The 25557-nt window shown below is 42.8% G+C and carries 25 protein-coding genes and 1 tRNA gene; 19 read left to right on the top strand and 7 right to left on the bottom strand.

The features are described from left to right. The first annotated feature begins 7 nt into the window (after window positions 1-7). The 3 genes from SMSP2_RS08810 (at window position 8) to SMSP2_RS08800 (ending at window position 1621) form a co-directional block, all read left to right on the top strand. Complete coding sequence (locus SMSP2_RS08810) at window positions 8-409, top strand: response regulator (RefSeq protein ID WP_146683596.1); 402 nt, start codon at window positions 8-10, stop codon at window positions 407-409. Window positions 410-672: 263 nt separating this feature from the next. Then, the gene (locus SMSP2_RS08805; RefSeq protein WP_146683595.1) at window positions 673-1014 is read left to right on the top strand and encodes a hypothetical protein; all 342 of its coding nucleotides are present in this window, start codon (window positions 673-675) and stop codon (window positions 1012-1014) included. Between the two features lie 340 nt (window positions 1015-1354). Next, window positions 1355-1621: a hypothetical protein gene (locus SMSP2_RS08800; protein WP_146683594.1), complete on the top strand. Its 267-nt coding sequence runs from the start codon at window positions 1355-1357 to the stop codon at window positions 1619-1621. A 28-nt stretch (window positions 1622-1649) separates the two neighbouring features. On the opposite strand, the gene SMSP2_RS08795 is transcribed toward SMSP2_RS08800, so the two are convergent. The 3 genes from SMSP2_RS08795 to istA form a co-directional block, all read right to left on the bottom strand. Continuing rightward, window positions 1650-1874 (bottom strand): hypothetical protein, encoded by a 225-nt coding sequence (locus tag SMSP2_RS08795; protein ID WP_146683593.1) that lies wholly within the window; start codon window positions 1872-1874, stop codon window positions 1650-1652. Window positions 1875-2340: 466 nt separating this feature from the next. Continuing rightward, window positions 2341-3096 carry an IS21-like element helper ATPase IstB gene (istB, locus tag SMSP2_RS08790; RefSeq protein ID WP_146683592.1) on the bottom strand — a complete coding sequence of 252 codons (756 nt, stop codon included), beginning with the start codon at window positions 3094-3096 and terminating at the stop codon, window positions 2341-2343. Continuing rightward, window positions 3087-4541: an IS21 family transposase gene (gene istA, locus SMSP2_RS08785; RefSeq protein WP_418287778.1), complete on the bottom strand. Its 1455-nt coding sequence runs from the start codon at window positions 4539-4541 to the stop codon at window positions 3087-3089. The genes istB and istA overlap by 10 nt, the downstream gene beginning before the upstream one ends. Before the next feature lie 207 nt (window positions 4542-4748). On the opposite strand from istA, the gene SMSP2_RS08780 reads away from it, so the two are divergent. The 6 genes from SMSP2_RS08780 to SMSP2_RS08755 all read left to right on the top strand — a co-directional run bounded on the left by SMSP2_RS08780 (window position 4749) and on the right by SMSP2_RS08755 (window position 9702). Beyond that, window positions 4749-5312: a hypothetical protein gene (locus SMSP2_RS08780; RefSeq protein WP_146683590.1), complete on the top strand. Its 564-nt coding sequence runs from the start codon at window positions 4749-4751 to the stop codon at window positions 5310-5312. Then, window positions 5309-6046 (top strand): DNA-methyltransferase, encoded by a 738-nt coding sequence (locus SMSP2_RS08775; RefSeq protein ID WP_146683589.1) that lies wholly within the window; start codon window positions 5309-5311, stop codon window positions 6044-6046. Before SMSP2_RS08780 ends, SMSP2_RS08775 begins: the two co-directional genes overlap by 4 nt. A 3-nt stretch (window positions 6047-6049) precedes the next feature. Then, complete coding sequence (locus tag SMSP2_RS08770; RefSeq protein WP_146683588.1) at window positions 6050-6487, top strand: hypothetical protein; 438 nt, start codon at window positions 6050-6052, stop codon at window positions 6485-6487. Further along, complete coding sequence (locus SMSP2_RS08765; protein WP_146683587.1) at window positions 6484-8562, top strand: ATP-binding protein; 2079 nt, start codon at window positions 6484-6486, stop codon at window positions 8560-8562. The genes SMSP2_RS08770 and SMSP2_RS08765 overlap by 4 nt, the downstream gene beginning before the upstream one ends. Window positions 8563-8568: 6 nt before the next feature. Beyond that, a complete protein-coding gene (locus SMSP2_RS08760) occupies window positions 8569-9063 on the top strand; it encodes a hypothetical protein (RefSeq protein ID WP_146683586.1) in 495 nt (164 codons plus the stop codon). Window positions 9064-9177: 114 nt separating this feature from the next. Continuing rightward, window positions 9178-9702 (top strand): winged helix-turn-helix domain-containing protein, encoded by a 525-nt coding sequence (locus SMSP2_RS08755; protein WP_146683585.1) that lies wholly within the window; start codon window positions 9178-9180, stop codon window positions 9700-9702. A 72-nt stretch (window positions 9703-9774) separates the two neighbouring features. Here SMSP2_RS08755 and SMSP2_RS08750 read toward each other — a convergent pair whose 3' ends face one another. Both SMSP2_RS08750 and SMSP2_RS08745 read right to left on the bottom strand, forming a co-directional pair. Then, window positions 9775-10113, bottom strand: coding sequence for a hypothetical protein (locus SMSP2_RS08750; RefSeq protein ID WP_146683584.1), 339 nt, complete (start codon window positions 10111-10113; stop codon window positions 9775-9777). Between the two features lie 387 nt (window positions 10114-10500). Further along, window positions 10501-13749, bottom strand: coding sequence for an NACHT domain-containing protein (locus SMSP2_RS08745; RefSeq protein WP_146683583.1), 3249 nt, complete (start codon window positions 13747-13749; stop codon window positions 10501-10503). 870 nt (window positions 13750-14619) lie between these two features. On the opposite strand from SMSP2_RS08745, the gene SMSP2_RS08740 reads away from it, so the two are divergent. The 8 genes from SMSP2_RS08740 to SMSP2_RS08710 all read left to right on the top strand — a co-directional run bounded on the left by SMSP2_RS08740 (window position 14620) and on the right by SMSP2_RS08710 (window position 21508). Further along, the gene (locus tag SMSP2_RS08740; RefSeq protein ID WP_146683582.1) at window positions 14620-15192 is read left to right on the top strand and encodes a hypothetical protein; all 573 of its coding nucleotides are present in this window, start codon (window positions 14620-14622) and stop codon (window positions 15190-15192) included. Then, entirely contained in the window at window positions 15189-17207 is a 2019-nt protein-coding gene (locus tag SMSP2_RS08735) for an ATP-binding protein (protein ID WP_146683581.1), read from the top strand. The genes SMSP2_RS08740 and SMSP2_RS08735 overlap by 4 nt, the downstream gene beginning before the upstream one ends. Before the next feature lie 222 nt (window positions 17208-17429). Then, window positions 17430-17651 (top strand): hypothetical protein, encoded by a 222-nt coding sequence (locus SMSP2_RS14870; RefSeq protein WP_186804652.1) that lies wholly within the window; start codon window positions 17430-17432, stop codon window positions 17649-17651. A 31-nt stretch (window positions 17652-17682) separates the two neighbouring features. Further along, complete coding sequence (locus tag SMSP2_RS08730; RefSeq protein WP_186804651.1) at window positions 17683-18033, top strand: E2/UBC family protein; 351 nt, start codon at window positions 17683-17685, stop codon at window positions 18031-18033. Window positions 18034-18038: 5 nt separating this feature from the next. Further along, complete coding sequence (locus SMSP2_RS08725; protein WP_146683579.1) at window positions 18039-19583, top strand: HesA/MoeB/ThiF family protein; 1545 nt, start codon at window positions 18039-18041, stop codon at window positions 19581-19583. Window positions 19584-19592: 9 nt separating this feature from the next. Further along, window positions 19593-19871 (top strand): hypothetical protein, encoded by a 279-nt coding sequence (locus SMSP2_RS08720; RefSeq protein ID WP_146683578.1) that lies wholly within the window; start codon window positions 19593-19595, stop codon window positions 19869-19871. Between the two features lie 65 nt (window positions 19872-19936). Then, window positions 19937-20188 (top strand): helix-turn-helix domain-containing protein, encoded by a 252-nt coding sequence (locus SMSP2_RS08715; protein WP_146683577.1) that lies wholly within the window; start codon window positions 19937-19939, stop codon window positions 20186-20188. 108 nt (window positions 20189-20296) lie between these two features. Continuing rightward, window positions 20297-21508: a tyrosine-type recombinase/integrase gene (locus tag SMSP2_RS08710; protein WP_146683576.1), complete on the top strand. Its 1212-nt coding sequence runs from the start codon at window positions 20297-20299 to the stop codon at window positions 21506-21508. 75 nt (window positions 21509-21583) lie between these two features. Here the strand turns inward: SMSP2_RS08710 and SMSP2_RS08705 are convergent. Together SMSP2_RS08705 and SMSP2_RS08700 are read right to left on the bottom strand one after the other, a co-directional pair. Beyond that, window positions 21584-21656 (bottom strand) — tRNA-Phe (locus SMSP2_RS08705). 124 nt (window positions 21657-21780) lie between these two features. After that, window positions 21781-22857, bottom strand: coding sequence for a sugar kinase (locus SMSP2_RS08700; protein WP_146683575.1), 1077 nt, complete (start codon window positions 22855-22857; stop codon window positions 21781-21783). A 314-nt stretch (window positions 22858-23171) separates the two neighbouring features. Here SMSP2_RS08700 and SMSP2_RS08695 point away from each other — a divergent pair, with 314 nt between their 5' ends. Next, the gene (locus SMSP2_RS08695) at window positions 23172-23726 is read left to right on the top strand and encodes a hypothetical protein (RefSeq protein WP_146683574.1); all 555 of its coding nucleotides are present in this window, start codon (window positions 23172-23174) and stop codon (window positions 23724-23726) included. Between the two features lie 113 nt (window positions 23727-23839). Beyond that, a complete protein-coding gene (locus SMSP2_RS08690) occupies window positions 23840-25555 on the top strand; it encodes a GspE/PulE family protein (RefSeq protein WP_146683573.1) in 1716 nt (571 codons plus the stop codon). The last annotated feature ends 2 nt before the right edge of the window (window positions 25556-25557 follow it).

The raw sequence follows: 25557 nt of genomic DNA, 5'->3' as shown, positions 1-25557 counted from the left end.
AACCAAGATGATTGAAGATAAAATTGTCGTTTTAATTGTTGACGATTTGGAAGGTCAGATCAATACAAATACTGACTTATGTGAGTTGAATGACTGTGAGGTAATTACAGCTCAAAGCTTAAAAGAAGCAAAAGTTAAACTTGATGAACATCAAGAAACAATAGATTTTGCAATTGTTGACTACAAACTTTCTAATGATCCATCTAATCAAGATGGAGCTTTAGTAATTTCGTATATTAATACGAGATATCCTAAGATAAAAACAATTTTTATAACAGCTTATGATGACGAAGTAGCCCTACATGAATTTTATGCATGTAAAGCGACGAAATATGTAAACAAAATGGATGGGGCTGCACCAGAAATGCTTGATGAATGTATTCAAGAATTGATAAGAATGATTAAATAATAGCTTTGTGAGTTTGGATTTTAACTAGTATAAAGTTCTTTGCATTATTTTTACTTAAGTTCTTTACCGTGCTAATATGAAAAATTATTTAAATAATTAATTGTAAATTAATCAAATAGGCACACCCCATGAAAAGGTTAAATGATTCCATAGAACAATGGTTTGAAGTTGAATGCGAATTTAATTCGAAAGATTCTCGGCAATGTCAAAAAACTATTAGTTCTCTCTGTAGGTCGGGAAAGTATATGAAGGAAGACCCCAAAATGCAAGACTTTTCGTTTGAATATATAGAGATAAAGGATGGCATGCTTGATTTTATCTCTAATTCATATCTTAAGCAGTATGTCCGTGCAATCGTTATTGCAAGTGAACGTGAGATTCGAAGGATGGATCGAGTTATATCTCAAAAAGGTGAAACAAAGGGGAAATTGCCACGGTATCTTTCTTTTCTAATGGGAGTTGAGCCAGATAAAGGGAAATTGAGGGTGGATATTGCAAATAAATCAAGTAGTCCGAATGAACCTATGAGACATTGTTTAATTGATGTTGAGCATAATTCCTGTGTATATGTAAATATTTTTATGGGTTCATATCGCCTTGTATAATGATTTTTGCTGACATATGTAACTCTTAGAAGCTACAGTTGTAGTTTTTTATATGTTACTCCTATAAACGATCTCAAACACTCCTTACTACAAAAAAACATTTCATTATCAAGGCTGATGAAATTTCGAGGGCCGATTACTCCAACCTCAAGTTTAATTACATTCTGTCCGAGTCGCAACGGATGCTTGCACTGTTTGCATTGATTAATGGTTTTCATAATCCAATGTTGGATTGAGTCCATTTATAAATGAACTACCGATTTGATTAGTATGAATCAATAAACATGCCATAATCTTAATACCAGATAATAATATAAACAAGGCACTGTTATTATGTCATATGGGTGTTTTTACTGAAATTGAGAAGGAAGCCATTAGAGATTTTATTAGTTTGTATAAGAATTATCTATCTGGAGATAATCGTGCAAATGTCGTTGAAAATGCAGAAGAATTGCTCCAAAAATATTGCAGTGGATATTACGTGCTTTCAGCGGAAGTAGCATTTGCGATTAAAAATGCTCAGGCAATTTCCAGAAATAGATTAAGCAGAAAAGATATAAAAAATATTTTGAGCAAATTAGAAAAAAAGCAAAGGACATTCAAATAAGTCAAATGCCCCTTGCTCTAATTTGATTTTAGAAGTTTCCAGTATCTTTGCGGACTTTGCCCATTCCTAGATCAAGTATAGCAGCTTCATAATTTGAAATTGGCTGTCCATTGAAGTTAGCTCCAGTAACGATTCCATTAGGAGCGTGAACATGTAACGAACCATTGGAAAAATCCTTGATGTAATCTGTACTTCTTCCCATTCCTTGCCCTTGAGAAATGCCATTTCCAAATTTGTCGTGATGTAAATCCATGTTTAATCTCCTGAAATTAAATAAGCTCTAGATTAACAGCTAAAGAAAACTGAATATTTCTTAGAGGCAACTCAAACGATAAAAATAGAATTCATCAGCTGACTCGATATAAAGTATAGAATATTAAAATTAGATATAATGTCAAGTAAAAACCCTTCCACAGTTAGCGGAATTATGACTCTAAAAAATAGTATTTTATGTTTGCAGTGAAAGAATCATGCTAGTTTCAAGTGTAAACATTTACCACTCGTTAACCGCAACAGCCTTAAAATTTGACTTTTTCCACATTTAGATGTTAAGTTGTAACTATTCAGGGGCAAATTCATGGTGTATTTCAAGTTGTGTTCGACGTCAAGTAAAAATTCCTTCAGCGACAATTAAATTTCCCTTTAAGTGTGGGATTGTTTCTCATGGTTAAGTTCCTCTGGGGGTGCCCCCCATGGGGGGCAAAAATTTTTATCGGACGTTATTGCCCCTGTTTCTTGCGTTTTCTGGCCTGTTCTGCCCTGTAGCTGGGCACGTTGAGTTCCAGTATCACGCTGTGGTGCACCAGCCGGTCGATAGCGGCAGCGGTGGTCATTGGATCCTTGAAGATCACCTCCCACTTGCTGAACGGCAGGTTACTGGTGATCAGTACACTGCCGCGTTCATACCGGTATGCCAGCAGGGTAAACAGCACTTCCATCTCCTCACGGTTCTGCTTGACGTATCCGAAGTCATCGATCATCAGCACATCGAACTTCCCAAGCTTCTTGAGCAGCTTGTCCAGCACAAGCTCTTCTTTAGCCCTCAACAGTCCCTGCACCATCAGGTCACAGGTGCCGAAGTACACCTTCCTTCCCTGCCGGGCAAGAGCATGGCATATACCGCATAGCAGGTGTGTCTTGCCGCTGCCGGGCTTGCCGAAGGCCAGTATGTTCTCCCTGCGGTCTGCGAAGCCGCCTTCTGCAAGCACCTTGACCTGTCTGCGTATCTTCAGCGGCAGCCGGTTAAGCTCAAACGTATCAAGCGTTTTTTTCAGCGGCAGCTTTGATGCCTTTACAAGCCGGGCGACCTTATTCACACGACGAAGCTCACATTCCCGCTGAGCAAGCTCAAAGAGGTATTCCTCATAACTAAGCTCATCCGCCGCGGCCTTCTTAGCCAACTCCTGATAGTATTCCCTGAATACCGGCAGATGAAGCTCCTTTAGCAGCTCTGTTAGATGTTTGTTCACAGACATACGCATAGCGGTTCCTCGTACAGTGCATCGTAATAAGCCGGCTCTGGTAGTTCGATACAGACCACTGTCGGATCAGGCGGCCTGGTACCGGCCTCAACGAACTCTCTTACAACCTCGAAGTTGATGTTTTCATCGGTATTGATCTGGAATCTTAAAGCCTCATTGACCAGAGATTCACCTTCTTTGGCAGCCAGTTCAAGTATCTTGAGGTACTGCTTGTTGGCCTCCCTGATACTCAGGCCTTCGCGAAGTATGTCATAAGCTATCCGGAAGATGCTTGAAGGGTACAGATCATCCTTGTAAATGTAATTCTCAAATGCCCCGGGTTTTCTTACCAGCTGGTCGATTATATGCCTGTAGTTGATATGGTGGCCGTTCTCACCACGCAGACGAGGTAGAACTTCGATACAACTCTGTGCATACCAGATCTCAAGGTTGTCGGCATATATACGTACATTAACCGTCTCGCCTACAAGCCTGCTGTGTACCGAATAGGTGTTGTGCAGCAGACGGATGGTGCCGGCCCGGCTGACCTTGCACTCTCTGGACTCAAAGTCGTCATAACGAAGGTGCGGAAGATCACCCAGAACCTTCAGTTCCTCGAGAAGACGATCATGGTTGTTGAGGTTCATCCGATCCGTAATCTTACGAAGGAACTTCTCGTATTCTTCAAGACTCACAAAATCCCGGCTGCCCCGCATAATAAGATGCTGATCTACCGCCTTCTTGAACAGATGGTTGCTCTTCTCGACATCTCCGTTCTCGTGAGGACTGGCAGGGTTGGTCTTTACAGGTTCAAATCCGTAATGGTCGGCAAGCCCCTGGTATTTGTCCGTAAAGATTTCGGGACTGCCCACTTTCTTGACGGCACTGGTAAGATTATCAGTCCTGTGATACCAGGGTACGCCGCCAAGCCTCCATAGAGCGTCCTGAAGGCCCTGTGAGAGACTCTCAAAACTCTCTGAGGGACAGATAGAAAACGATTGCCAGTTCGAATAGCACATCACAAAGTGGTATATCTTATGCTCAAACGGCCGGCCCGCTATCGTGATATTTAACTTGTTCATGCTGGTGAAATCGGAGCAGCACCACTGGCCAGGTTCATAATGCTGGGAGAAAAACACCTCCTTAGATGGGCCGTAAAGGGCCTTCCAGGCCTTGACTTTACGCTGAAGCGTTCGTAATTGACCATTCTGATACCTGCCGGGAAATTTGCCCTGAAGATCGTCAAATATACTTTTGACCTCCAGTGTACCCCGGCTGTCAAACAGCATCTGTTCGATATAAGGCCAGTCGGCTTCAAACGGGTCCTTGCGGGTACGCCAGTTGTGAACCGGACGGCATTGACTGGGTAACTTACCGCTGTTTAGATACTTACGGGCGGTCTTTACACCAATGCCGGCTGCATCAGCCGCCTGATACTTAAACCTGTGTTTGTTCTGCATTTTGAATAATGTCCTTACCTGCTTGTCTGTAACCATCTGAAATCTCCTCACTTAACAAGATTTCAGATAGTTTAACCTATATTCAGCATTTTCCAGTAATTTTAATCGCCGCCGGACGGTAAGGGTAATTATCGCTTAACAAGTTGTTCTATGTTCACTCCCCTAATCGGTTCAAAGTGTATAATTAATAGCAATTATGCTTTTTCTATGGAATTTGACAAGGCCAGTCAGTGGCTTCTAAAGAGCCTAAGACGAATGAAACTCTTAAAACAGCTCGCTCAGCCCATGACGGCCTTCCAGTTGTATAAACGGACGGGTATCAGCAGACGTGACTGTAGTGATGTTATCGTAGAAATGTACAAGGCAGGTTTGCTTTTTTGCCTGAATCCCAAAGCTACCAGAAGCAGACTGTTCGGTCTTACTAAGACAGGCAAATCTATTCGAAAACAGCTTTTCCCGAGAATTGAGCCTTATTATGAGCCAGATATCGACTGGAATGCCTACGGTTATGTGTGTTTTAGCCAGCGAAGTGCAATAATCTTAGCTCTGGACAGCCCCAGGAGTCCTGCAGGAATCAAACGCTACTTACGCCATATTCTGCCTAAGACAAGGATCAGTGCCAACAATATCAGGAACAATATCCCAATGCTAAAGGCTCGCGATATCATTCGGACAATTGATACCAGAGGCGTATATCCTGAATACGAGCTAACGGTTCTTGGTAGACAGCTCCAGACACTGCTCAGGAGAACAGCCTCACCTTCACAATGATAGAGATCAATAGAATTCACCTAATGGATGCCCTTGAAGGGCTAAAGAAGCTTGAAAACGATAGCGTAGATTTGATTGTAACAGACCCGCCGTATAACATCGCATCGGCAAACGCCCTTACAATTCAGCGGGGAAGTCTAAAAAGCACTGAGGCAGCATGGGGTGACTGGGATATGTTTCATCCGTTTGATTACAAGATTCTAATATGCCGGGTACTGATTGAATCTTACCGGGTGCTAAAGCCCGGCGGTTCATTATACATGTTCACAGCACAGGAGGATAATGGCTACTTTATACACAAGGCCAGAGAAAGAGGTTTTCAGCTACGCCGGGTGCTTGCTATGGTCAGGAAGAACCCGCTCCCCAGCTTTTCAAAACGTAACTGGCGAAGCGGGTTTGAGCTTTGCATGTACTTGACCAAGCCTTCAAAAGGCAAAAACTCAGGGTATAAGGATGTAACTTTCAATTTTCTAAGCCAGCAGGACTGTATTAACGTATTCGTGTATACAAACGGTAAAAAACACACTAAGCATCCTACAGAAAAGCCCCAGGATTTCATAGAACTGCTTGTAATGATAAGCTCAAACCCCGGCGATTTGGTGGTTGATCCGTTTATGGGCGGCGGGACAACCGCAGCTGCATCTCGAAAACATGGCCGCAGATTCATAGGTTTTGAGCTCAATAAGGACTATATCAAGATGGGTAATAAGCGATTGTCTGACCTGGAGGATTAACTTTTGAACGCTCTTAACTACATCCGTAATCAGCCGCCCTGTTATCCCGCACAAACGAATGTTATGGATAAGGTCGATGATATACTCGGCGATATTATCAGCGAGGATTCAGGGACTAATAAGGATGGCATAGTTAAAGGTATTGAACATGAGACCCAGCTTGTGATCTGGCAGCTAACCAAGCTAAAACAGATGCACAGGCATATCAAGGAGCAGATTCTAAGGCAGGAATGCCAGATTAACACCGATCTTGGGCAGCTGCATCCACTCGGGATAGATAAGGTCAGGGCTGCTGACCCACGAAGAGCACAATTAATGATAAGGCTTTCTCAGCTTGACGATAGACGGCAGCGTATAGACATTGACTTCTTTGACAGGCAAAGCAGATGTCTTGAACGGCTTATCGGCCTCGCCGGCAAGCATAGACTACTTACTCCATGAACATCGAAAAATTAGCGAGGTGGCTTGAGCCGATTATACCGGATAAGATCAAAACCTGGATGAAGGCTCGTGATATGGGAGACATCTCGATGCGTCAGTTGATTGAAAAACAGATCATTTCAACGGCATACCGTATATTCGGTGATCCCAGGAAAGCTATGATCCTTTCACTACCACCATATAAAATTACGAATAAACCGATTAAGCTTGGAAATGTCTGGTATGATCATAAACGGCAGGTGTTTGGACTTAATTATGAACAACTATTGCAACACACGGCCATTTTTGGACGTTCCGGTGCAGGCAAGAGTAATATAGTGATGAACATATTCAGGCAGTTGATAGGTCGAGATATGCCAACGCTTTTTCTGGACTGGAAACGAAACGGTCGCGAGATTTTGCCGCATGTAACAAAAAAGGTTAATGTCTATACAGCCGGGCGAAAGGTGAATTCTTTTCCGTTTAACCCGTTTATACCACCTCCTGGAGTAGAGCTTAATGTCTATATTCAGCATGTGGTTGATGTGATGGCTGAGGCCTATACCCTTGGTGATGGGGCAAGAAGCCTGATTCAGAAGGCTCTTGTTTCGGCTAATATGAAACTCGGGGTTGCTCCATCAGTGGATCAATTAATTGATGAGTTGGAACTGATATCTGAATCTTCTAAAAGTGATAAATCACGAAGCAGGGGCTGGAAGACTACTGCGATGCGAGCTTTGGAAGAACTAAAATTGGCAAACCTTACGGGAGGAAGTTCTAAGGAACAGCAGATGTTTACTATAGGACTTGCAACTTCGATCAATGTAATCGAACTTGACAGTCTTTCAATCTCAACCAGAAAATTCATCATTCCATTGCTATTCTCATGGATATACCAGGTAAAGCTCTCGAGCAGTCAGCGTGAGAAATTAAGCCTTGTACTAATACTCGAAGAGGCACATAATGTACTATATCGAACCCAGCGATCAACCGAGACACTGACCGAGCAACTTCTAAGACAGGCAAGGGAGATTGGGATTGGAGTAATCCTTGTTGACCAGCAGCCCTCACAGATAAGTCCGACAGTCCTTGGCAACGTTCACACAAGTGTGATTATGAATCTCAAAGACCCGGCAGATATAACAAAGGCGGCAGGATTATCATTGCTTGACGATACCGAAAAATACTATTTAACCCGCCTTGAAATAGGTGTAGGAATCGTAAAACTCCAAAGCACCTGGCAGAGACCCTTTATTGTTAGCTTTGATCACCTGAAACTTGACAAGGGTAAGATCACTGATGAGGTGCTGCTTCGGCTGGCCCAGGGCAAATCTCCGCGGTTCCCCCAGCGTCAGGGCATTTGCACTGATACCGGGCGGGGTTCGCGGGGTCGGCTTGCTGATACCGGCTTTGCCGGGGTAGAAGACGGTGTCCTTCTACTTGTTAATGATATTATTGTTCACCCTGATGATGGAGTAAGGGTAAGATACAAGCGTATAGGTTTGAGCGTTGGCAAGGCCAACAGACTCAAACAGGAGCTACTTGTTCTTGGTTGGATCAGACAGAGAGCGGTTGCAGTAGGCATTACCCGCAAGGTAATACTCGAGATTGCAGATGAAGGCAAACGGGTGTTCGGCTTGCCTACCAAGCTCGATGCAATGCTTCATAGCCCGGTTAAACCTGAGAAGAATGGCAGGATTGATGTCGGGCTTGTTATAGACCACATACAGGCATCTAACGAGGATAATAAACTCCGTAAGGAATCGATGGAACATGCCTACTGGAAGTATCGGTATGCAAAGAAGTTGGCGGAGCTTGGCTATACGGTTCAGGTTGAGGCACCGGTTGGGGCAGGGTTTGCCGACCTTGCCGCACAAAAGGGTCAAGAGCGGCTTATCTTTGAGATAGAGACTGGTAGCTCGGATTTTGTTAAAAACCTCACACAGGGTCTCCAGTTGGCCGACACGGTTGTAATGGTTGCTACCAGCGAGATGGCTATGCAAAGGATCGAAAAAACACTGGCTAAAAAAGGCCTGCTTATTCAGGGCAGGGTTGAGATGGTGCTAAAGGACAAGTCCCGGTATTTCAAAGGGTAAATCATAATGACAGACGACAAACTAAACCAAACATATAACGACAGGAAGCAGGATATCAGTAATCTAATGAGCCTGTTAAGGGAGGAACTCGATCAGGGCGACAATATTCTAAACTGGACACATGTCGGCGATTTAGGCCATATCAAAGAAGAGCTGATTAATATCTACGGTTTTGCATCGAATATCCCGGCGGAGGATATTGAAAAACAGCTTGAACAATATAGAAAGACCAATACTTATCCGGGCTTTTCTGACGACCTTGAGCAATTGGCTGACCGGATCGGGTATTGCCGGTATGTAAGTGAGAGATCAATCGAGGCGGTGGATACCAGCCTAGCCCTTCATTACGAACAGAATGTCAAACACCTTACCGATGTGCTTAACGATGTTGAGAATGGTAAATACAGTGATGCATATCAGGGGATTGAAGAGCTGCATGTATCGTTATTTGACCATATACCCGAGAGGCTCAGGGAATATCTAAAGAATTATGCAGAATAATGCAAGTTATTGCAAAATAAGTACTTAATTGACTTGATAGCCTTGCGAGATTGATGTAAGTTCGGGTCGTGTTAAAAGTAAATATTTTGATAACCCTATACAGGAGAACTAATTATGAAAAAATCAGAGATTAAAATCAATGGACTCTACCTTGCAAAGGTTACCAACCGTACTGTAGCCGTCAAGATTACCGGCAAGCATGCAAAGGAAGGCTGGGAAGCACTTAACACCGCGACCGGCAAAAAGGTGCATATCAAGACGCCTGAGCGTTTAGAAGGCCCCGCCGAGCCGGAGAAGAATACTGAGCCAAAGGCCAAGGCAGAAAAGCCTAAGAAAGCACCGCAACCAAAGGCTGGCAAGAAGGCGAAGGCAAAACCGAGTCCCAAGGATAAGCAGAAGGCTCCGAAAAAAGCATCGCTTTTTGAGGTGGCATTAATAATCCTCAAGGATTCGGATATGGCGATGAGCTGTGCGGCGATAGTTGAGCAGGCAATGGAAAAGGACTTATGGAAGCCAGCAAAGGGCGGCAAGACCCCGGCGAACACGCTTTATGCAACTTTCCTGCGTGAGATTAAGAATAAGGGCAAGGATGCACTTGTTGTAAAGACGCTCCCCGGCAGGTTTGCTTTAAAGAAGTAGAAAAAGAAAAGTAGAATTTTCAAGACCCCGGCTTTAGGTCGGGGTTTTCTTGTTCATGGAAACTCAGGTGTATTACTCCTGTGATGGTAGCGAGTCATAGAGTCTCTCTGGCATGTAGTATTCGAGTTTCTGGTTATGCCCTTCGATAAGATAATTGGCTCGATGCAGATGTCCCTTGCCAAGTTCCTGATAGATTTCAAGGAGATTTGCGGCAGTGGAGTATGCGTCTCCGGCCTCCTGGTAGTCCTTGTTGATAACGTACTGCTCAGCCTCTTCAATGACGTCCTCGATCTGGTCGTAAAAGGAGCTTAGGTCGTTGATATATTCGTTGATATTGTAGCTCACAGGTATTTTAGTCTGGAGCTGGTTTTGTTGTTTTTGAGTTAATTGTTCTAGTGTGATTTTATCCATTTTGCATCAGGATGAAATGGGTAGGTTGGGATAGATAAAGGTTGAACCTGTTTAGGGGGGAGTGTTTTTTTTAGGTATAGAAGTAAGTCTGTATGTTTTAGAGTGATTAAAGGTTGGTGTAGGTATTGTTATAGATTTCTGTTTGGTATTATTGGGGTGTATATGTTTGATTATTAATTTTGTATTTATTGGTATGTTACTAATTTGGTCGTGCATTTTATATGCGTTCCCTACCGGGAACGGGGTGGGTTGATGTGTTATGTATATGGTGGAATGGAATATAAAGCCCCTGGAATGGGAACGTCATATTTGGGTATAAGATTTTCATAGCAAAGCGTTTATGCTTATCTGTTGGTTTTTAAACTAAATTGGGCGGAACAACAGAGTTTAATCATTCTGATTATGTTGCAACAAACATCTTATTTCATTCAAAAAAATACAGTTATTTGAATATAGTGATTTAAATAATGAATATCCATAATGATAGCAAGCAAAATTTGTGTCAGTATAGAATGATAATTCGCTCTTATTATAACCAAATGGCTTATATAGAATTGCAGAGATATCCATAAATTTTGAAAATATTTTTTCTATAATATTCTTATCGTAATATTTGTATCTACCTATTGCAAACAGCAGTTCTTCCGCTAATTTGTAATCTGGAGTGTCGATAGCTTCACAAAGTATACGAGGTTGAATGGAATTAAAGAGATCCAAGTCAAGTATTGTATAGAGTGCTTCGGTTGCGATTTCAGGGTTTTCGTTTAACATCAACAATGCAATACGAGCAGTTTCAGTGTTTCCACATGTCTCCAAACAGACTATTTCCCCCAAAGTTTCTATTACAATATCAGGGGCGTCGAATCTCAATTGTCTTTCCAGCTTTTCAAATATTTTATCTTTTACAATTTGTTGATCAGAAACAAACGTTGGTTGTATTGTTGATTCCATCTTTTTATCCATAGTCACATGATCTAGTTTGATAGGTGGAGTGTTGTTATCTATCTTTTTTGCGGTATGCGGTTCTTGCAATAGGGCACAGCGAATATCATGGGATATGAGCCATTCAAGTCCATTTGCTTTTAGATATGTAAGGATAATGTGACTTATATGGTAAATGTTTAATTTACTTAATTCTAAGATTTTTGCTGTAACTTGTTCTATGCCATGTTTGTGGTAAACTTGGTAGAGTACGTAAGGTATAACTGCGTAAGATAGATGATCATCATAAATCTTAGAAGAAATCATTTCTGATATATCAAGATCGAATAACTTTAGCTTTCTACATGTAACCATTGTTTCAAAAACTATATTTGGATTTGTGTCTTTGAGTTTTCTAAGTAAGTGGAGTGTTAGTTCGTCATGTTGAAATTCTGTTTTACCCAAGAGATTGATTATTTTAATTACAACATTAGGGTTTTCATGTTCAAGACAAGGTAGAAGTCTGTGCAAAATAGATTCATCAATTTGGGTGTCGTTAAGTATTTTTGCTGCAGAAAATGATGTAGTATTATCCCCGAGTTTGATACAGTTTATTAATGAAAAAATAATCTTTTTTTGGTTGTTTCTATTAAGCTTTTGAATGTCAATGTTTTTTACTATGTGAATAATATTTTCATATGAATAATATTGTAACTTATGGATGATTCTGTCCTCTGTTGCATTGTCGTAGCTCATCGCATGTAAATGAGATAAAAAGTCCACAGCTTGGTCTATCTCTCCGTGATCTATTAAGCTTCTTATCATCGAATAAAATCTAGTATAATTTGATTGGTATAGGGCATTTGCAAGATCAGGGAAAAAGCCTGGAAATTTAGGAACTTTTAATAATCTGTCATAAATGATATTTTGGGTAGCTAAAGGAACTTTTGTCTCAGGCACTAATTTGGCAGCCAGTAAAAGCTTTGGCCTGAAAAAAAAGTCATTTTCGTTAAGTATTCTATCAATAATTTCATTGCCTTTTACTTGATTCAAGCCTACAAGGAAACGTAAGACTTCTTTCCATTTTGGATTCCATTTTTCATTAAGTACCTTCGCAATCAAATCTTCATGTTCGCTTATGTGGACAGCGGCAAGGTATTCCTGGAAAGACTGGTGGGAAAAGTATAGTATTTTTTCCCTTTCTTTTCTTCTTATCTCATAAAGTTGTGATAGCCCTAATTTTAATAAAATATCAACTTCAACACTTGCCGAGTAATGAGCCAAATCAAAAGGTATTTGTTGTAAATCTGGCGGCTCATTATTGATCGCATCATAAGACAGTTTTTCATATGAACGTCGTATCTCAAGTAATTTGCTCTCACTAATATTCAAGTTTTCATGTTTGTATTCTTGTGGGTCAAATAAGTAATCAATAAAGCGTTCATATAGCTGTGTGCGGTTATCTACTCCTCCAGCTTGCCCCTCAATAATTAATAAGCGTACCATGTAAGCCAACATTGGAATTGATAACATTTCTCTACAGCGATGACAGAGGTCAATTGCTATGTCGTAGTGATCACCATAATATTCTTCAATTAAATCTGGGCTAAATGGTTTGAGCCTAAGAAAAGCTAAATCTCTATTTTGTTCTAATTGTGTTATTGCAAATGGCCTTGAGGTTAAGACAAGTCTATTACTTATTGTCTTTAAAATTTCATCAGCTGCATTTATATAGGCTGATCCAACCCCGGGAATTTGATCAAGGCCATCAATTAGAAAAACAATTTTATCTTTATTTTTTAAAAGGAAACTTTTAGCGTCTTTCACGTAGTCCTTAAACAAATCAGATAAATTTCGCAGAAAGCTTTCAAACTTTTTCTTACCTAAGTTGAAATCAGATATTTCACTTACATGTAAATAGATAGGAATTAATCCATTGTCTTTTTTGATGATATCAAGTTGAAGACGTCTTAAGAAAGTTGTCTTTCCTCTGCCTGTATCTGATGTTAGGATATACCTTCCTTGCAAATCAAGAAGCATATCTCGATGAAATGGCTTCCAATCTCGGTTATGATCAATGAACGATTTTTCTGCCGTGTTTTTCTTTTCATCGAATGTGCCGATCTCAAGCTCCAAAGGTCTGTAATCTTCAATTTTCTCACCATGTAACTTATCTCTCAAATTGTCAATCGCATCCTGTTTCAACTCAGATCGAAATTGTTCTAAATCTGAATCGAAGTTCAGTGCTTCTTCAAGTGGTGTTATCTCATGTGAGCAGACCTTTGTGGTTTCTTTAGTACTGCCATTTTTGTATTTTTTAAATACTTTAACTTCTTTAGGAGTAGTGCAAACAAGATGGCAACCAATATTTTTGATTTTTTCAGAATGGTACGTAGCAAAATAGAGTTGGATAGCGTGCAAAGTTTTATTGTGACAAAAACTTTGCAAGACTCGATTCAAATCACCTGTTGTGCGTGAAACAAATCTGTGGTAACTGTGCATGTCCTTTTTTTCACTAATCGATTTTTGAGACAATCCAAACGATTTGTATATGATTTTGAGCAGGTTTATTACATCAACCTTTTCCTTTTCATTAAGATGGGTGTTTAGGTTGTCGCTAAGGATTTCGTTTTTTAACTCATTGTCTCGTAAAAACTTGACAATTTTAAAGTGCTCATCTGAAAGCTGTTTTTTTTTCTGTTCAAGAGTTTCCATTTTTCTTTATGTTTCTGCAAAACGATAAAATAATTTTTATGAGTTTATTATACTATATTTTATTAAAATCACCCCGTCGTGGTAGTACTTTCCCAAAACCTTTTTAAATTCCGTTTATTTCTTACTCCTTATGACGCCGTTAAAAAGCTATAGATTTTGTGTATTTGGTCTTTCTCGCTCACCTTCGAGTCCTATTGAGAATATAGTAGCTGAAGGTAATTTACCACTTGATCACCCTCCTTTTGTATCATCATCTGAAAAGGAAGTGGCTAATTATATTTATCAGTACTTATTTAAAGAAACCATGCAGACTCATTATATTGCATTTTCATTTAAGCCAAACTGCTCTAAAGTAATCTACGAAGGAGATGTTTATTGCTCTCAGGTGCTGTCAGAGCAAAGTCAAGCCAATATCCTTTCTAAAGTGAAAGATTCGGAAAACTTTTATTATGAAATTAATTAGTGTTTTTTAGAACTGCTGTTTTCGTTATTTCTTTTGTCGTTTGTTGTCTTGATTTTTCCTGCGCAAAAGTTGCGCAGCGATTCCTATAACATCTTTACTTTAATAGCATTATTTGGGCGCAAATATCGCGCAGGCCAAATGTAAGTATTTGCCTTGAAATGGTTTACGTAATGTGTTAATTTGCTCTTGTACTTTATGCTAACAATATAACGAGTTTAGTTAATAAAAGAAAGGCTTTTTATGAGAAATCAAGAACCTAGAAAATCTGGTGAAAACAACAATTCCGCTCACGGCGATCCCGGTAAGGGATCTTCAGATAATATAGCGAAGAGAGTTATTCCATCGTCTTATGAAGATTTCATTATGTCCAGGTTTGTCAGAGTAGTGTAAGGTTGTGGAGGTATATTATGTCTAAGCTAACTAAACGTATATTTACAAAAAAGTCACACCCGGCTCACTTGCCCTATCAGCCGACACCTCCTCAAAGCGATTCTGGTGAGAAGCCTAAAGACTCTGATGATGAGCTGTCATATTTGGAATCTGAAGAGGTCATTGAAAAAATAGCCGGAACCGATCTTGAGTTTGGTGTGGTGAAATCAGTTGAGGTCAAGGGCGATCAGGCCAAAGACACTTCAAAAACTATAAACCGCAGTCTCGGCAGCGGCAGACTGGTCAGTGACATTAATGATGTCTATGGTCAGTGTCCATTTTGCAAACAGGAAGCAGAGGCGGCTTATCGCCGTAAAAAAATAAGCCTCGAAGAGGCCCATGCGAAAAGCTATTATACAATTTCAAGTGCCGGCCAGTGCGATAAGTGTGGAATCAATGCCTGCTCTGTCCATATCCGTCCAGTTAGTATGCCCGATGGTTCAACAGTCCAACTATGCAAGAAATGCAAGCAAAAATATAGGCGTAAGCAGTTGTTAAGCAAGTTGTTATCCTTTCTTGCTTCGCCGTTTAGAGAGGACTCCCGGTCATGAGTATACCGTTGGCACTACTTGAAGAAAATGCTCGTAAGATCAGAGCTCTTGAACAAGAATTGCGAGAAAATGAGCTGCTGAGTGATCCAAAGATACAATTTCTGCTTAAGACCATAAATGAGGCTCGTAACCAAAGAATTTTTGATTCAAAATTAGAGCATCTTTTCGAGTTTCTTAAAATGTTTAATACCGATGCACAGAGAACCTACGATAGTTTTCGACCATACGGGCCCGAAGTGCTGTTAAATCAGGGAGATTTGCATCTGCTTGATCAGATGGATGGCGTTAAGTTTTCCATTGATCCGGATAAACTGCTTACCGGAGCCTTAGTTTTAGGTCCGCAGGGTATGGGTAAATCACGACTTATAACCTCTATTTGTAAGCAGTTATCAATAATACGTCCTGATATAAAAGTACTGATTCTTGACCCTAAAAATGGTTTTAGCAGCTTATCGGTTTTTAGACATTTAGACCTTGGTAAGATGTCATTTGATTTATCATCTCCTTTGGGAGTGGAGCAGGATAATTATATTACTGAGTTTATGCCAATTCTTGCAAATATCACTTCTGTCATCTTCGGGGTAGACTTTTTTAACAGAGCAGTTGATGATTCTCTTTCTCAGCTTCGTGGGTATGGTGGCGATACCACTCTTTGCTTAAAAGATATTTATGAATCTTTGGCTAAGTTCAAGCCAAAGAGTTTTCGTACTCAAGGCTATCTTGATGCAGCCAAATTTGGCTTATCCCAGTTACTCGGCCCTTCAAATATCTTCAGTTGCAGAAAAGGTCTCTCATTAGATTGGTTGTTTGGCGAAAACACTGTTATAAATGCCCGTTGCCTTACCGGCGAGGTTGAATGTAAAGGTCTCTTAAATTACCTCCTCTTTTGGCTTTATCAGAAATATAGGAATGTTTCTGAAACAAAGGTAATCAAGCATCTTTTAATTATCGATGACAGTACGAGGTTTGTAGGTGTTCCCAACACCTTCCACTCCGAGAAAAGAACGTCTCCGTTAGGGCATATATTAGCCGTTCTTAGATCAGCAGGAGTTGCTGTTATGTTTGCAACTCAAATTCCATCACAGATTGACCCGGCAGTATTGGCACTTAGCCGAAATATGTTTGTTGTTGGTAACATCAATGGAGAAAATAACCTGCGTGTACTCCAAAGTTATATGTCACTCACGCCGGAACAAAAGAGCAGTATCCTGCGGTTCCAAAAACGTGAATCCCTTGCGTTTATCTCAGGTTCAGCATGGTCAAGGCCTGTCCACGGCTGGGTTCCCTTTGTTCCCGATGAGGCGGAAGGTGATGTGAATATCACGGATTGCTCTAACATGATCGTACCCTGGCATTCTCTGACTGAGGTTCCAAAAAGTGAGGCCCCAAAACCCATAAAGCAGGTTTCCAATGTTAATACCGCACTTGATAAACTGCTCTTAGACTGTATTCATTATCCATATTCCAAGGTTAGAGAACACATTGATCGGATGGGAGTTTCGGTTCGTGTGTATGAAACTGCCGTGAATTCTGCTTTACAGGAAGGTTATCTACTTCATTCAATGTCAGGCAAGAGTGTGTATTTGATTCCCACAAAACAGACATATGATAAATTCAATGTTCCTGTCCCTTATGAGCGAAGCGTGAGTGTTGAACACTCGTTTTATGTTGGTTTAGCAGCACACTTGTCAAAACAGTGTAAAGGATTAAAGGTTCAGACAGAAACTCCTGCTGGCCAAAAAGGGGCAACAATAGATGTTACCCTGATAAATGGGAAAGCTGAGATGTTTGCGGTAGAAATCACTCTCAATACCGGCAACCTGCTAAGCAATGCCGCTAAATTGCAGGATACCTCATATAAGAAAATAGTATGGTTGACTAAGGATGCTGCATCGGCGAAGGCTGTTAAGGCCTACTTCAATAAAATTACTTCATTGCCAAATGAACTTATCGATAAGTTTGAGTATTCACATTTCAGTAAATTTAATTCATTTCTAAAGAAAGGCATAGTATGAGCTTGGAAAAAATAATCAAAGCGATCATTGTGATCCTGATTCTGCTCAACCTCCGCCAGATTCTGCATATGTTTGAGCCATTGTATCAGTGGATATGCGAGAGTCTGGGTGGGGTGACGTATTGGAGTGATAACCTACAAGCGTTAATGGCACTGCTAACGTTGATAGCTATAGTGGCCTTAATTTTAAGATTTTTTAACAAATAATTCAAGGAGAATTAAAATGAGAGTATTTGCAGGCGGACGAGAAATTAATGTCCCTCAAAGAAGTAACGGACGGGTTGATGCCCGTGAACTAAGAAACGCAATGGGTGTACCTGATAACCGTGTTGTTCTTCAGCAGAAACCCAATGGCGGTAACACTATTATTCCCCGAGACGGTGAGCTGGATATCAAGAATTTTGAAAGATTCATGGAGGCTCCAAGGGCAAGGAGGGGATGTTAAGATGATATCTCAGATATTGGAAGATGATTTAATGCGATTATCTTGTGTGTACAACATCAGTCTTGATGACACTGAACGAAACCTTTATGTAGATAATTTCAATCTGCCTCCAGGTTATAATACGGGTGTTATTAGAGTCCTTTTGGCACTCCCGACGAACTACCCTGAAAGTCCCCCGGGCGTGGGTAGTTCCAGGGTGTTTGTTCCAAGTATGCTCAGGTATAATAATAAGGTACCAAAAGATTTCCATAGAGATGTCGGCCCGCCGGGGTGGAGCTGGTGGTGCTATGAAAGCATTGCCTGGAACTCATCTTCGGATGATTTAATCACTTTTTTTGAATTGTTACGGGCACACATGACAAAGCCCCCAACGAGAGGATAATAAACATGAAAAAGAAAATAATACGATTTACTACTGATTATTACAAAGTTCTGACAAATCATCTAGCTGAATCAGGCTCAGATGAAAGTTTTATCTACGGCTTGTTTTCAAGGGCTATGACTAATGATTGCATGACCTATATCTGCAAACAGTTGGTTGTGCCTGACCGTGAGGAACTCAAGAACCAGTCTTCGGTGTCAATTGAGCCGGATCAGGTGTATCAGGCTTTAGTTTACAGTCTTGCCTTTGATCAGGGACTCTCAATTCTTGATACCCATACGCACCCCTTTAGTACAAAGGCACGGTTCAGCGGGATTGACAACCATCACGGTATGGCGAACGCCAGTTATATCTCGGCAAATTTCCCTAAAACCACTGAGATGGGAATGATTGTTTTTGGTCGCGGTTTTGACAACTTTGAGGCCAGAATCTGGGACAGGAAAAACGAGAGGTTTGAACCAGTCAACCGGATTGAGGTTTTGGGGTCTCCGACCATGATTCTACGTTACGATGTTAACGATGCCAAGGGCGGCAAGGACGACCCCTATGCCCGCCACCGCATCATTCCAGGCTGGAAGCAGGGGCTACTTGAGGATACAAAAGTCTTTGTCGGCGGTCTTGGCGGTAACGGTGCACTGGTATTTGAAAGCCTGCTGGCTCTTGGTGTAGGGAGCCATTCCGGCTGGATCAAGGCATGTGATCCGGACATCCTTGAAGCCTCAAATCTGCCTCGCATTCCTTATGCACGTCCCAAAGATATCGGGGAAACTAAGGCAAAGATTGCACAGGCTTATGCAAAACACCGTGGGCATAAGACAAATGTTGAGTGTTATACCGAGCCGCTTGATGATGCGAAGATGCTGGAATGTATAAAGGAAGCCAATGTTATTATCGGTTGTATCGATAACGATGGGGCAAGACAGACGCTCAATAGCCTTGCGTCAAGATATATGGTTCCATACATCGATCTTGGCACTGAGATTATTCCCGAGGACGACAAGTATGAGTCAATCGGTCAGATTCAGGTGTTTCTACCCGGAAGAACCGGATGTCTTATGTGTTCGGGGTCAATTGACCCATCAAGTGCAGCGCTGGATAAGATGGATGATGAGGCAAAAGCTCAGTACGCACAGGCAGGCTATGTCAGAGGAACTAATTCGACTCCGACCCCATCAGTGCTTCATCTTAATGGTGTTACCTGTCATCTGGCTATTTCTCAACTTGTCAGGATGCTATTTGCAGACGGCATTAACGGTAAAGAATACCTGCATTACAATGCAAGGGAAGCTTCCATGTTCACAGCATCGGTTGATCGTAATGATAATTGTCCGGTATGTGGCAGGCGTGGTTATCTTGGCTGTGGTGATGTTCGTGAGATATCATTAAAAAGCATTATCCCTCCAAGGCCATGTGTATCGCGAGGTATTGACTCTCCAAAGGTTGGCAAGGCGGTTGAGCTGGCAGATAATGCAGAAAACGAAGATACCAGGGCTCAGGTCGAAGCAACCGAAGTAATCGAAGCTCAGGTAGGGCCCCAGGAAACCCAATAGGAGGTCATCATGATAATCCTTGGCTATCCAGGCGGGCATTTAAGTCTGTTGTTTATTTTGATTGATATTGTGATCTTCTTTCTTGGTGTTCGCTTGTTGCGGAACTGGTTGCGTGTGTCATGCTTTGATGCCCTTGATAAGGCAGGTAGTTTGATCGTGTTTCGTGTAATTGACACTGTAAGAAGGTGTGTTAACCCAAACCTTTCTGAAAACAGCAGTCTGGTGCTTGGCATTACTGTATTATCGGTGTTTAAGCTGCTAATATTGGGAATGTTATCCAGAGGCTAAGTGTAACTAAAAGACCGGGCATCTTGCAGAAGACAGGGGTGTCCGGTCGGGTGGAATCATATAAGATGAGTGATGGTAAACATATTATTGCTGCTACCTGGCCTCCAAGGCCTGAAAAATTCCCCGACTTAATGACTTCTATTGAGGCTGCGATGTATTTGCGGCTTGACGAAATCGGTCAGTCCCAAAAACAAGCCTTGCGGAATCTCAAATTCTGGCGTGACAGGGGCGAGCTTAGGGCTACGCGGTATGTCAGGAATGTGTGGTTTTTGCGCTCACAGCTGGATAAGTTCCTGGAAAACAAGACCGAGATATGAACTTAATCTCTTTATATAACTGGATATATGCGTTTTTCTATACCACAATGGTGCCTGTCACCTCCAGTGTGCCCGATTGTTACTTTCTAAAAACAGAAAGGAATAATCATGGCATATGAAAAAGTTGGCGTATACCCAAAATGGCTTGAGCCAGTGCCAAAGGATAAACATGGCAAACCAATCGCAAGAGAGTTGTGGCATCGCAAGCGGCGGCACAACTGGGCAGTGCGATGGAAAAACTGTCATGGAAAACGATACGGCAAGGTGTTCAAGACCAAAAAAGAAGCCGAAAGATTTGCCGGTGAACTTCAGGCGAAGGTTTACATGGGCAAGGCTGACAGACCTAAAAAGGTAAGTCTGCGGAATTTCAGGCTTGAGCACGAAAAGATAATTTTCGGGCAGGTGAGTTACGCCACATATATGGAACATAAGAATATTTTACGGATCTTTGAAAAGTTCATAGGTGAGGCGGTAGAATTAAAGAACATACTGCCCCGTGACGCGGAAGCATTTATTGCAGACAGACTTGCATCTAATGAGTTATCTGTTTCCACGGTCAATAAATACTTACGAACCCTAAAAAGTATCTTCAATAAGGCTATTGACCCACGAGGTTATCTGCCCGAGGGCAGCAATCCTTTTAGCAGGATTAAACCCCGCAGGGTAACTGATAAGCCTAAGCGATACGTGACCATTAAAGAGTATCTTGCCCTGAAGGATGCGGCTGTAAATAAGTGGTGGAAAACTTTCATCGCTGTTGCATACAGCAGTGGGCTTCGTCTCAATGAGATACTTCATTTGACCTGGAATAACATTGATTTTGTAAATCAGCGGATTAATGTTGAGGCAAGGAAATCAAAAGATAACATTATCTCATGGGAGCCAAAGGGCAGACGTAATCGCGTAGTTCCGATAGCTGAAGATGCAATAAAACTGTTGGTTGATATGCAAATAGATTGCCCAGAAGGCCATCCTTACATATTTATTACCCCAGAACGGCTTCAAACTATATTGGAACGAAAGCGTTCCGGAGATTGGCACGAGAGGTCATGGGTAGTAAACAATGTTGGGGCTAATTTCAGCAAAATCCAAAAACGTGCAGGAATTGCCAAAGCCACTATTCATGATCTACGCAGAAGTGCGATTACGAACTGGGCCTCGGCTTTGCCGTTTCAGGCGGTGCATAAATTGGCAGGGCACAGCAGTATATCTACTACGATGGGCTTTTATTTGAGCGTTCGCGAGGAAGATTTGGCTACGGCCGGTAATCTTTTAGACAAGATGCTTAATAAAGAGCTAACGCAAGTGACACCAAAGTGACACCACGGGCTTTTTTAAGGTTAGACTAAAAAAGAAGAAGCCTTGCAAGTCTTTAGCTTACAAAGCTTTATGGAATGGGCAGGGGCGGATTTGAACCGCCGACACACGGATTTTCAGTCCGTTGCTCTACCAACTGAGCTACCTGCCCTTAGGTCAAGGCTAAGAAGTTTATTTAAATCAGCTAATAATGCAAGCGCAAATACGAAAAAAGTGCTGATATTTTTCAAAAATAGCGGCCGCGTCAGTATAAAACAACCTTCGGCCGCGATTATCTATCTTTTTACCCTGGCGTTTCCTGACCAGATACTCCACACCTGCTCTTCGTCTGCCGGTTGGGCGTAGTCGGTAAGCATGGTGGTTGCCAGCGCGCCGGTTGCCCAGCCGAACCTGGCGGAATTGTGGATATCCCAGCCCTTAAGCACTCCGTAAAGAAGCCCGCCAACGAAACCGTCTCCGCCGCCGATACGGTCAAGAACGCCGATAGGACGCGGCTCAATCACTTCCCAGTCGCTGCCGTCTGTAGCGATTGCCCCCCATTTGTGCTGATTTGCACTGATTACTTCCCGCAGCGTATTTGCGAATATCCCCGCATCAGGATAGTTCTGTTTTACCCTGCTGATCATCTCCTTGAAGCTGTCAATTTTTTCGTCGAGGCCTTCGCCGCCGGCTTTGGGGCCTTCTATGCCAAGGCAGAGCTGGAAATCTTCCTCATTGCCGATGAGAATGTCAGATTTGCCGGCAATCTCATCAAAAATGGCTGCCAGTTCACTCTCGCGGCCTTTCCAGAAGCTCGCCCTGTGGTTCAGGTCAAAGGAGATCAACGAACCGTTTTCCTTTGCCTTCCTGGCGATATCAAGACAAAACTGCCCCGTCTTGGGCGAGAGTGCCGCTATAAGTCCAGAGAGGTGAACAATCTGTGCGCCGTCCTGTGCGAATATACGATCCAGGTCGAAATGCTCCACACTAAGCAGTCTGCCAACCTCGCCTGCGCGGTCATTGTGTACCCTCGGGCCGCGCATTCCACAGCCGCTGTCGGCCATGTTGATCTGATGGCGGTATCCCCAGGGACTGTCCTGATCGAATTCAGGCCCCTCAAAATCCATACGCCGGCTGCGGATATTATCCTTGATATAGTGGGATATCGGACTGCCTTTAACAAAGGCGGTGAGAACCTTTACAGGCAATCCCAGAAAAGAAGATATGCTGGCGACGTTGCTTTCGGCACTTGTGGCCTGCATTTTGAAAGTGTCGCTGCAGTGAAACGGCTGTTGATTAACGGGGGTCAGGCGGGTTCCCATGCTGGTAGGTACTATCATTGCATATTTACAGTTTTTCTTCAGTTCAGTCATTTTATTCACCTTTTCTTGGTATTTATTTTATGTTTTGATATCTACACATGAAATATATCGAATTGCGAAATATTTTCAAGTGAAGTTTAAAATTATTTTATAGGTGCAAATGGAGTTCGAAAAACAAAATTTCCGGCAAGGTGAATCCAAGGCTGCCATAAATGCTTGTATTATGTGTTGTTTTAATGTGAATTTTTAAAGAATTGTGTAACGTTTTCGTGTTTTTTCTCTACATTATTAATATTGCAATACCGGCGGCGTTTGTCAGTTTGCGGTATTTGCATATAAAACTCTGTTTTATAAGGAGATATAAAATGTTTGCTAAAAAAGTATTGACACTTGTTGCCGTTGTTTTACTGACGGCTGTAACGTTTATTTCGCTGACGTATGCCGCGGAGGAGGAGAATCAGTCTCAGTCTCGTCAGCCGCAGCGCCAGGCCCGTGATGACCGCGGCGGCCGCGGACGATTTGATCCCGAGGCTATGCAGAAGCGTATGTCGGAGATGATGAAAGAGCGTCTTGAAATCTCCGACGATGAGTGGAAAGTGGTTGAGCCGCGTTTGAGCAAGGTCATGAATCTGTCTCGCAATGCACGTTTTGGCGGCATGAATATGTTTGCCCGGGACGGGAGATTTGCGGGCAGCCGCTCTCAGAGAGAACAGACAGCGGTAGAGAAAGCCCAGCAGGACCTGCGTGAGCTGCTTGATAAGGACAAAGTTTCTCCCGAGATGATAAAAGCCGGGCTCACCGCTCTGCGTGAAGCCCGCGAAAAAGCCAAACAGGAGCTTATAACTGCACAGCAGGAGCTTCGTGAGGTGCTGACTCTCAAACAGGAAGCACAGCTTGTTCTTATGGGAACGCTGGAATAAATAAATCGGCGCAGATAATCCAGCAAATTCAGCGATAAAATATAGGCAGGCAAGGATCATTGCTTTATGAGCAGTTTGTCCTGCCTGCCTGAATTATTTTGAGGTTATTTCAGTTGTCTATTGTCAGTACTCTTTTATCCGGCATGTGTAAATCCGGCATTATCAACTCTTCCCAGATGCAGCAGATTGAGATTTCGGCTGCTGCCGGGCATGGTTTCATGGAAGCATCAGTTCTCAATGGGGTTAAACAAGATGCCGCTCTGAAGTTCCTTGCCGGCGAGCTGGGCTATGAGTATATCGATAATCTTGCGGGTTATGTTCCCGAGCCGCAGTTTTTGGCAAAGTTTTCAGCGCACGTTCTGCTTGAGCGGGGCATTGCGCCAATTCTAAGCAAAGAAGGGCGGGTTTTTGCGGTTATAAGCGATCCGTTTGAAACGACGGGGGTTGACGAGCTCAGGCTGCTTACCGGCCTTGACATAGAGATTGGTCTTGCCCCGAAGACTGACATAAACGAATTTCTCAAAAAATATCTCGGTCTCGGTGCCGACACGATACAGAGCATGGTTGACGAGGCGGCTCAAAGCGGTTTGCAGTTCCTTACCAGCATTGATCAGGAAAACATGGATCTGGCAAGCACCCAGGAAGAGGGGGCATCCATAATCCGTTTTGTGAATCAGATGCTTTCCCAGGCCATTGAGAGCAGAGCGACAGATGTGCACATAGAGCCGTTTGAAAACGAGCTTAGGGTGAGGTATCGCATAGACGGCGTCCTGCAGTCGGCAGCGGTTCCGCCGGAGCTCAAGCAGTTTCAGCCGGCAATTGTATCCAGAATCAAGATCCTCAGCAGCCTTGACATTGCTGAAAAGAGGGTGCCCCAGGACGGCCGCATAAAGGTACTCCTTGCCGGCAGAGAGGTTGATATACGTGTCTCTATAATACCAATGCTTCACGGCGAGGCGGTAGTGCTGCGGCTTCTTGACTGCTCATCAGTTCTGCTGGGTCTTGAGAAGATCGGCATGGGGCCGCATGACCTGGCGGTTTTCGCGGAAGTCATAAAGCGGCCGCACGGAATAATACTCGTTACCGGCCCAACCGGCAGCGGCAAGACAACCACCCTTTATGCTGCTCTGTCCTGCATCAACGACATACATCGCAAGATAGTAACAATAGAAGACCCCATCGAATACCAGCTTCACGGCATAAATCAGATTCAGGTCTCCAACAAAACGGGCATGAGCTTTGCCCGCGGGCTGCGTTCAATTCTGCGGCACGACCCTGATGTAATACTTGTTGGGGAAATACGCGATCTCGAAACCGCCGAAATCGCCGTTCAGGCTTCTCTTACCGGACACCTGGTTTTTTCGACATTACATACCAATGATGCGCCCGGGGCTTTGACACGTCTGGTGGATATGGGCGTTGAGCCCTACCTTGTAGCCTCATCACTCGAGGCGGTGATTGCCCAGCGGCTTATCCGGCTTATCTGCCCCGACTGCAAAACCGCCGTGCCCCAAGCTCAGACCGAGAGCCTGCGGGGCCGGTACGGTGAGCTGATACCCGATAAACTTTATACAGGCACCGGCTGCAGAGAATGTCAGGGCACCGGCTATAAAGGCCGAAAGGGTATATTTGAACAGATGGTTGTAAGCGAGAATATAAGGGCTCTGCTCCTTGCAAACGCCAGTTCAAGAGAAATACGGCTTGCCGCGATGAAAGATGGCATGAAGAATCTGCGGCAAGACGTAAAACGCTACCTTGACAGAGGCGAAACTACGCTCGAAGAGGTGCTGCGGGTAACAAAGGACGAGATGTTGACAACGGAGCAGTAAAA

Origin of the sequence: Limihaloglobus sulfuriphilus, from assembly GCF_001999965.1 — a bacterium.
Classification (GTDB): Bacteria; Planctomycetota; Phycisphaerae; order Sedimentisphaerales; family Sedimentisphaeraceae; genus Limihaloglobus; species Limihaloglobus sulfuriphilus.
Note: the sequence above shows the minus strand (reverse complement) of the source record. Positions and strands in the feature narration are given on the sequence as shown.

Coding starts and splice junctions, on each gene's coding strand:
- SMSP2_RS08810 (WP_146683596.1), top strand. CDS start 8: ATGATTGAAGATAAAATTGTCGTTTTAATTGTTGACGATTTGGAAGGT.
- SMSP2_RS08805 (WP_146683595.1), top strand. CDS start 673: ATGCAAGACTTTTCGTTTGAATATATAGAGATAAAGGATGGCATGCTT.
- SMSP2_RS08800 (WP_146683594.1), top strand. CDS start 1,355: ATGGGTGTTTTTACTGAAATTGAGAAGGAAGCCATTAGAGATTTTATT.
- SMSP2_RS08795 (WP_146683593.1), bottom strand. CDS start 1,874: ATGGATTTACATCACGACAAATTTGGAAATGGCATTTCTCAAGGGCAA.
- istB (WP_146683592.1), bottom strand. CDS start 3,096: ATGTCTGTGAACAAACATCTAACAGAGCTGCTAAAGGAGCTTCATCTG.
- istA (WP_418287778.1), bottom strand. CDS start 4,541: ATGCAGAACAAACACAGGTTTAAGTATCAGGCGGCTGATGCAGCCGGC.
- SMSP2_RS08780 (WP_146683590.1), top strand. CDS start 4,749: ATGGAATTTGACAAGGCCAGTCAGTGGCTTCTAAAGAGCCTAAGACGA.
- SMSP2_RS08775 (WP_146683589.1), top strand. CDS start 5,309: ATGATAGAGATCAATAGAATTCACCTAATGGATGCCCTTGAAGGGCTA.
- SMSP2_RS08765 (WP_146683587.1), top strand. CDS start 6,484: ATGAACATCGAAAAATTAGCGAGGTGGCTTGAGCCGATTATACCGGAT.
- SMSP2_RS08760 (WP_146683586.1), top strand. CDS start 8,569: ATGACAGACGACAAACTAAACCAAACATATAACGACAGGAAGCAGGAT.
- SMSP2_RS08755 (WP_146683585.1), top strand. CDS start 9,178: ATGAAAAAATCAGAGATTAAAATCAATGGACTCTACCTTGCAAAGGTT.
- SMSP2_RS08750 (WP_146683584.1), bottom strand. CDS start 10,113: ATGGATAAAATCACACTAGAACAATTAACTCAAAAACAACAAAACCAG.
- SMSP2_RS08745 (WP_146683583.1), bottom strand. CDS start 13,749: ATGGAAACTCTTGAACAGAAAAAAAAACAGCTTTCAGATGAGCACTTT.
- SMSP2_RS08740 (WP_146683582.1), top strand. CDS start 14,620: ATGTCTAAGCTAACTAAACGTATATTTACAAAAAAGTCACACCCGGCT.
- SMSP2_RS08735 (WP_146683581.1), top strand. CDS start 15,189: ATGAGTATACCGTTGGCACTACTTGAAGAAAATGCTCGTAAGATCAGA.
- SMSP2_RS14870 (WP_186804652.1), top strand. CDS start 17,430: ATGAGAGTATTTGCAGGCGGACGAGAAATTAATGTCCCTCAAAGAAGT.
- SMSP2_RS08730 (WP_186804651.1), top strand. CDS start 17,683: ATGCGATTATCTTGTGTGTACAACATCAGTCTTGATGACACTGAACGA.
- SMSP2_RS08725 (WP_146683579.1), top strand. CDS start 18,039: ATGAAAAAGAAAATAATACGATTTACTACTGATTATTACAAAGTTCTG.
- SMSP2_RS08720 (WP_146683578.1), top strand. CDS start 19,593: ATGATAATCCTTGGCTATCCAGGCGGGCATTTAAGTCTGTTGTTTATT.
- SMSP2_RS08715 (WP_146683577.1), top strand. CDS start 19,937: ATGAGTGATGGTAAACATATTATTGCTGCTACCTGGCCTCCAAGGCCT.
- SMSP2_RS08710 (WP_146683576.1), top strand. CDS start 20,297: ATGGCATATGAAAAAGTTGGCGTATACCCAAAATGGCTTGAGCCAGTG.
- SMSP2_RS08700 (WP_146683575.1), bottom strand. CDS start 22,857: ATGACTGAACTGAAGAAAAACTGTAAATATGCAATGATAGTACCTACC.
- SMSP2_RS08695 (WP_146683574.1), top strand. CDS start 23,172: ATGTTTGCTAAAAAAGTATTGACACTTGTTGCCGTTGTTTTACTGACG.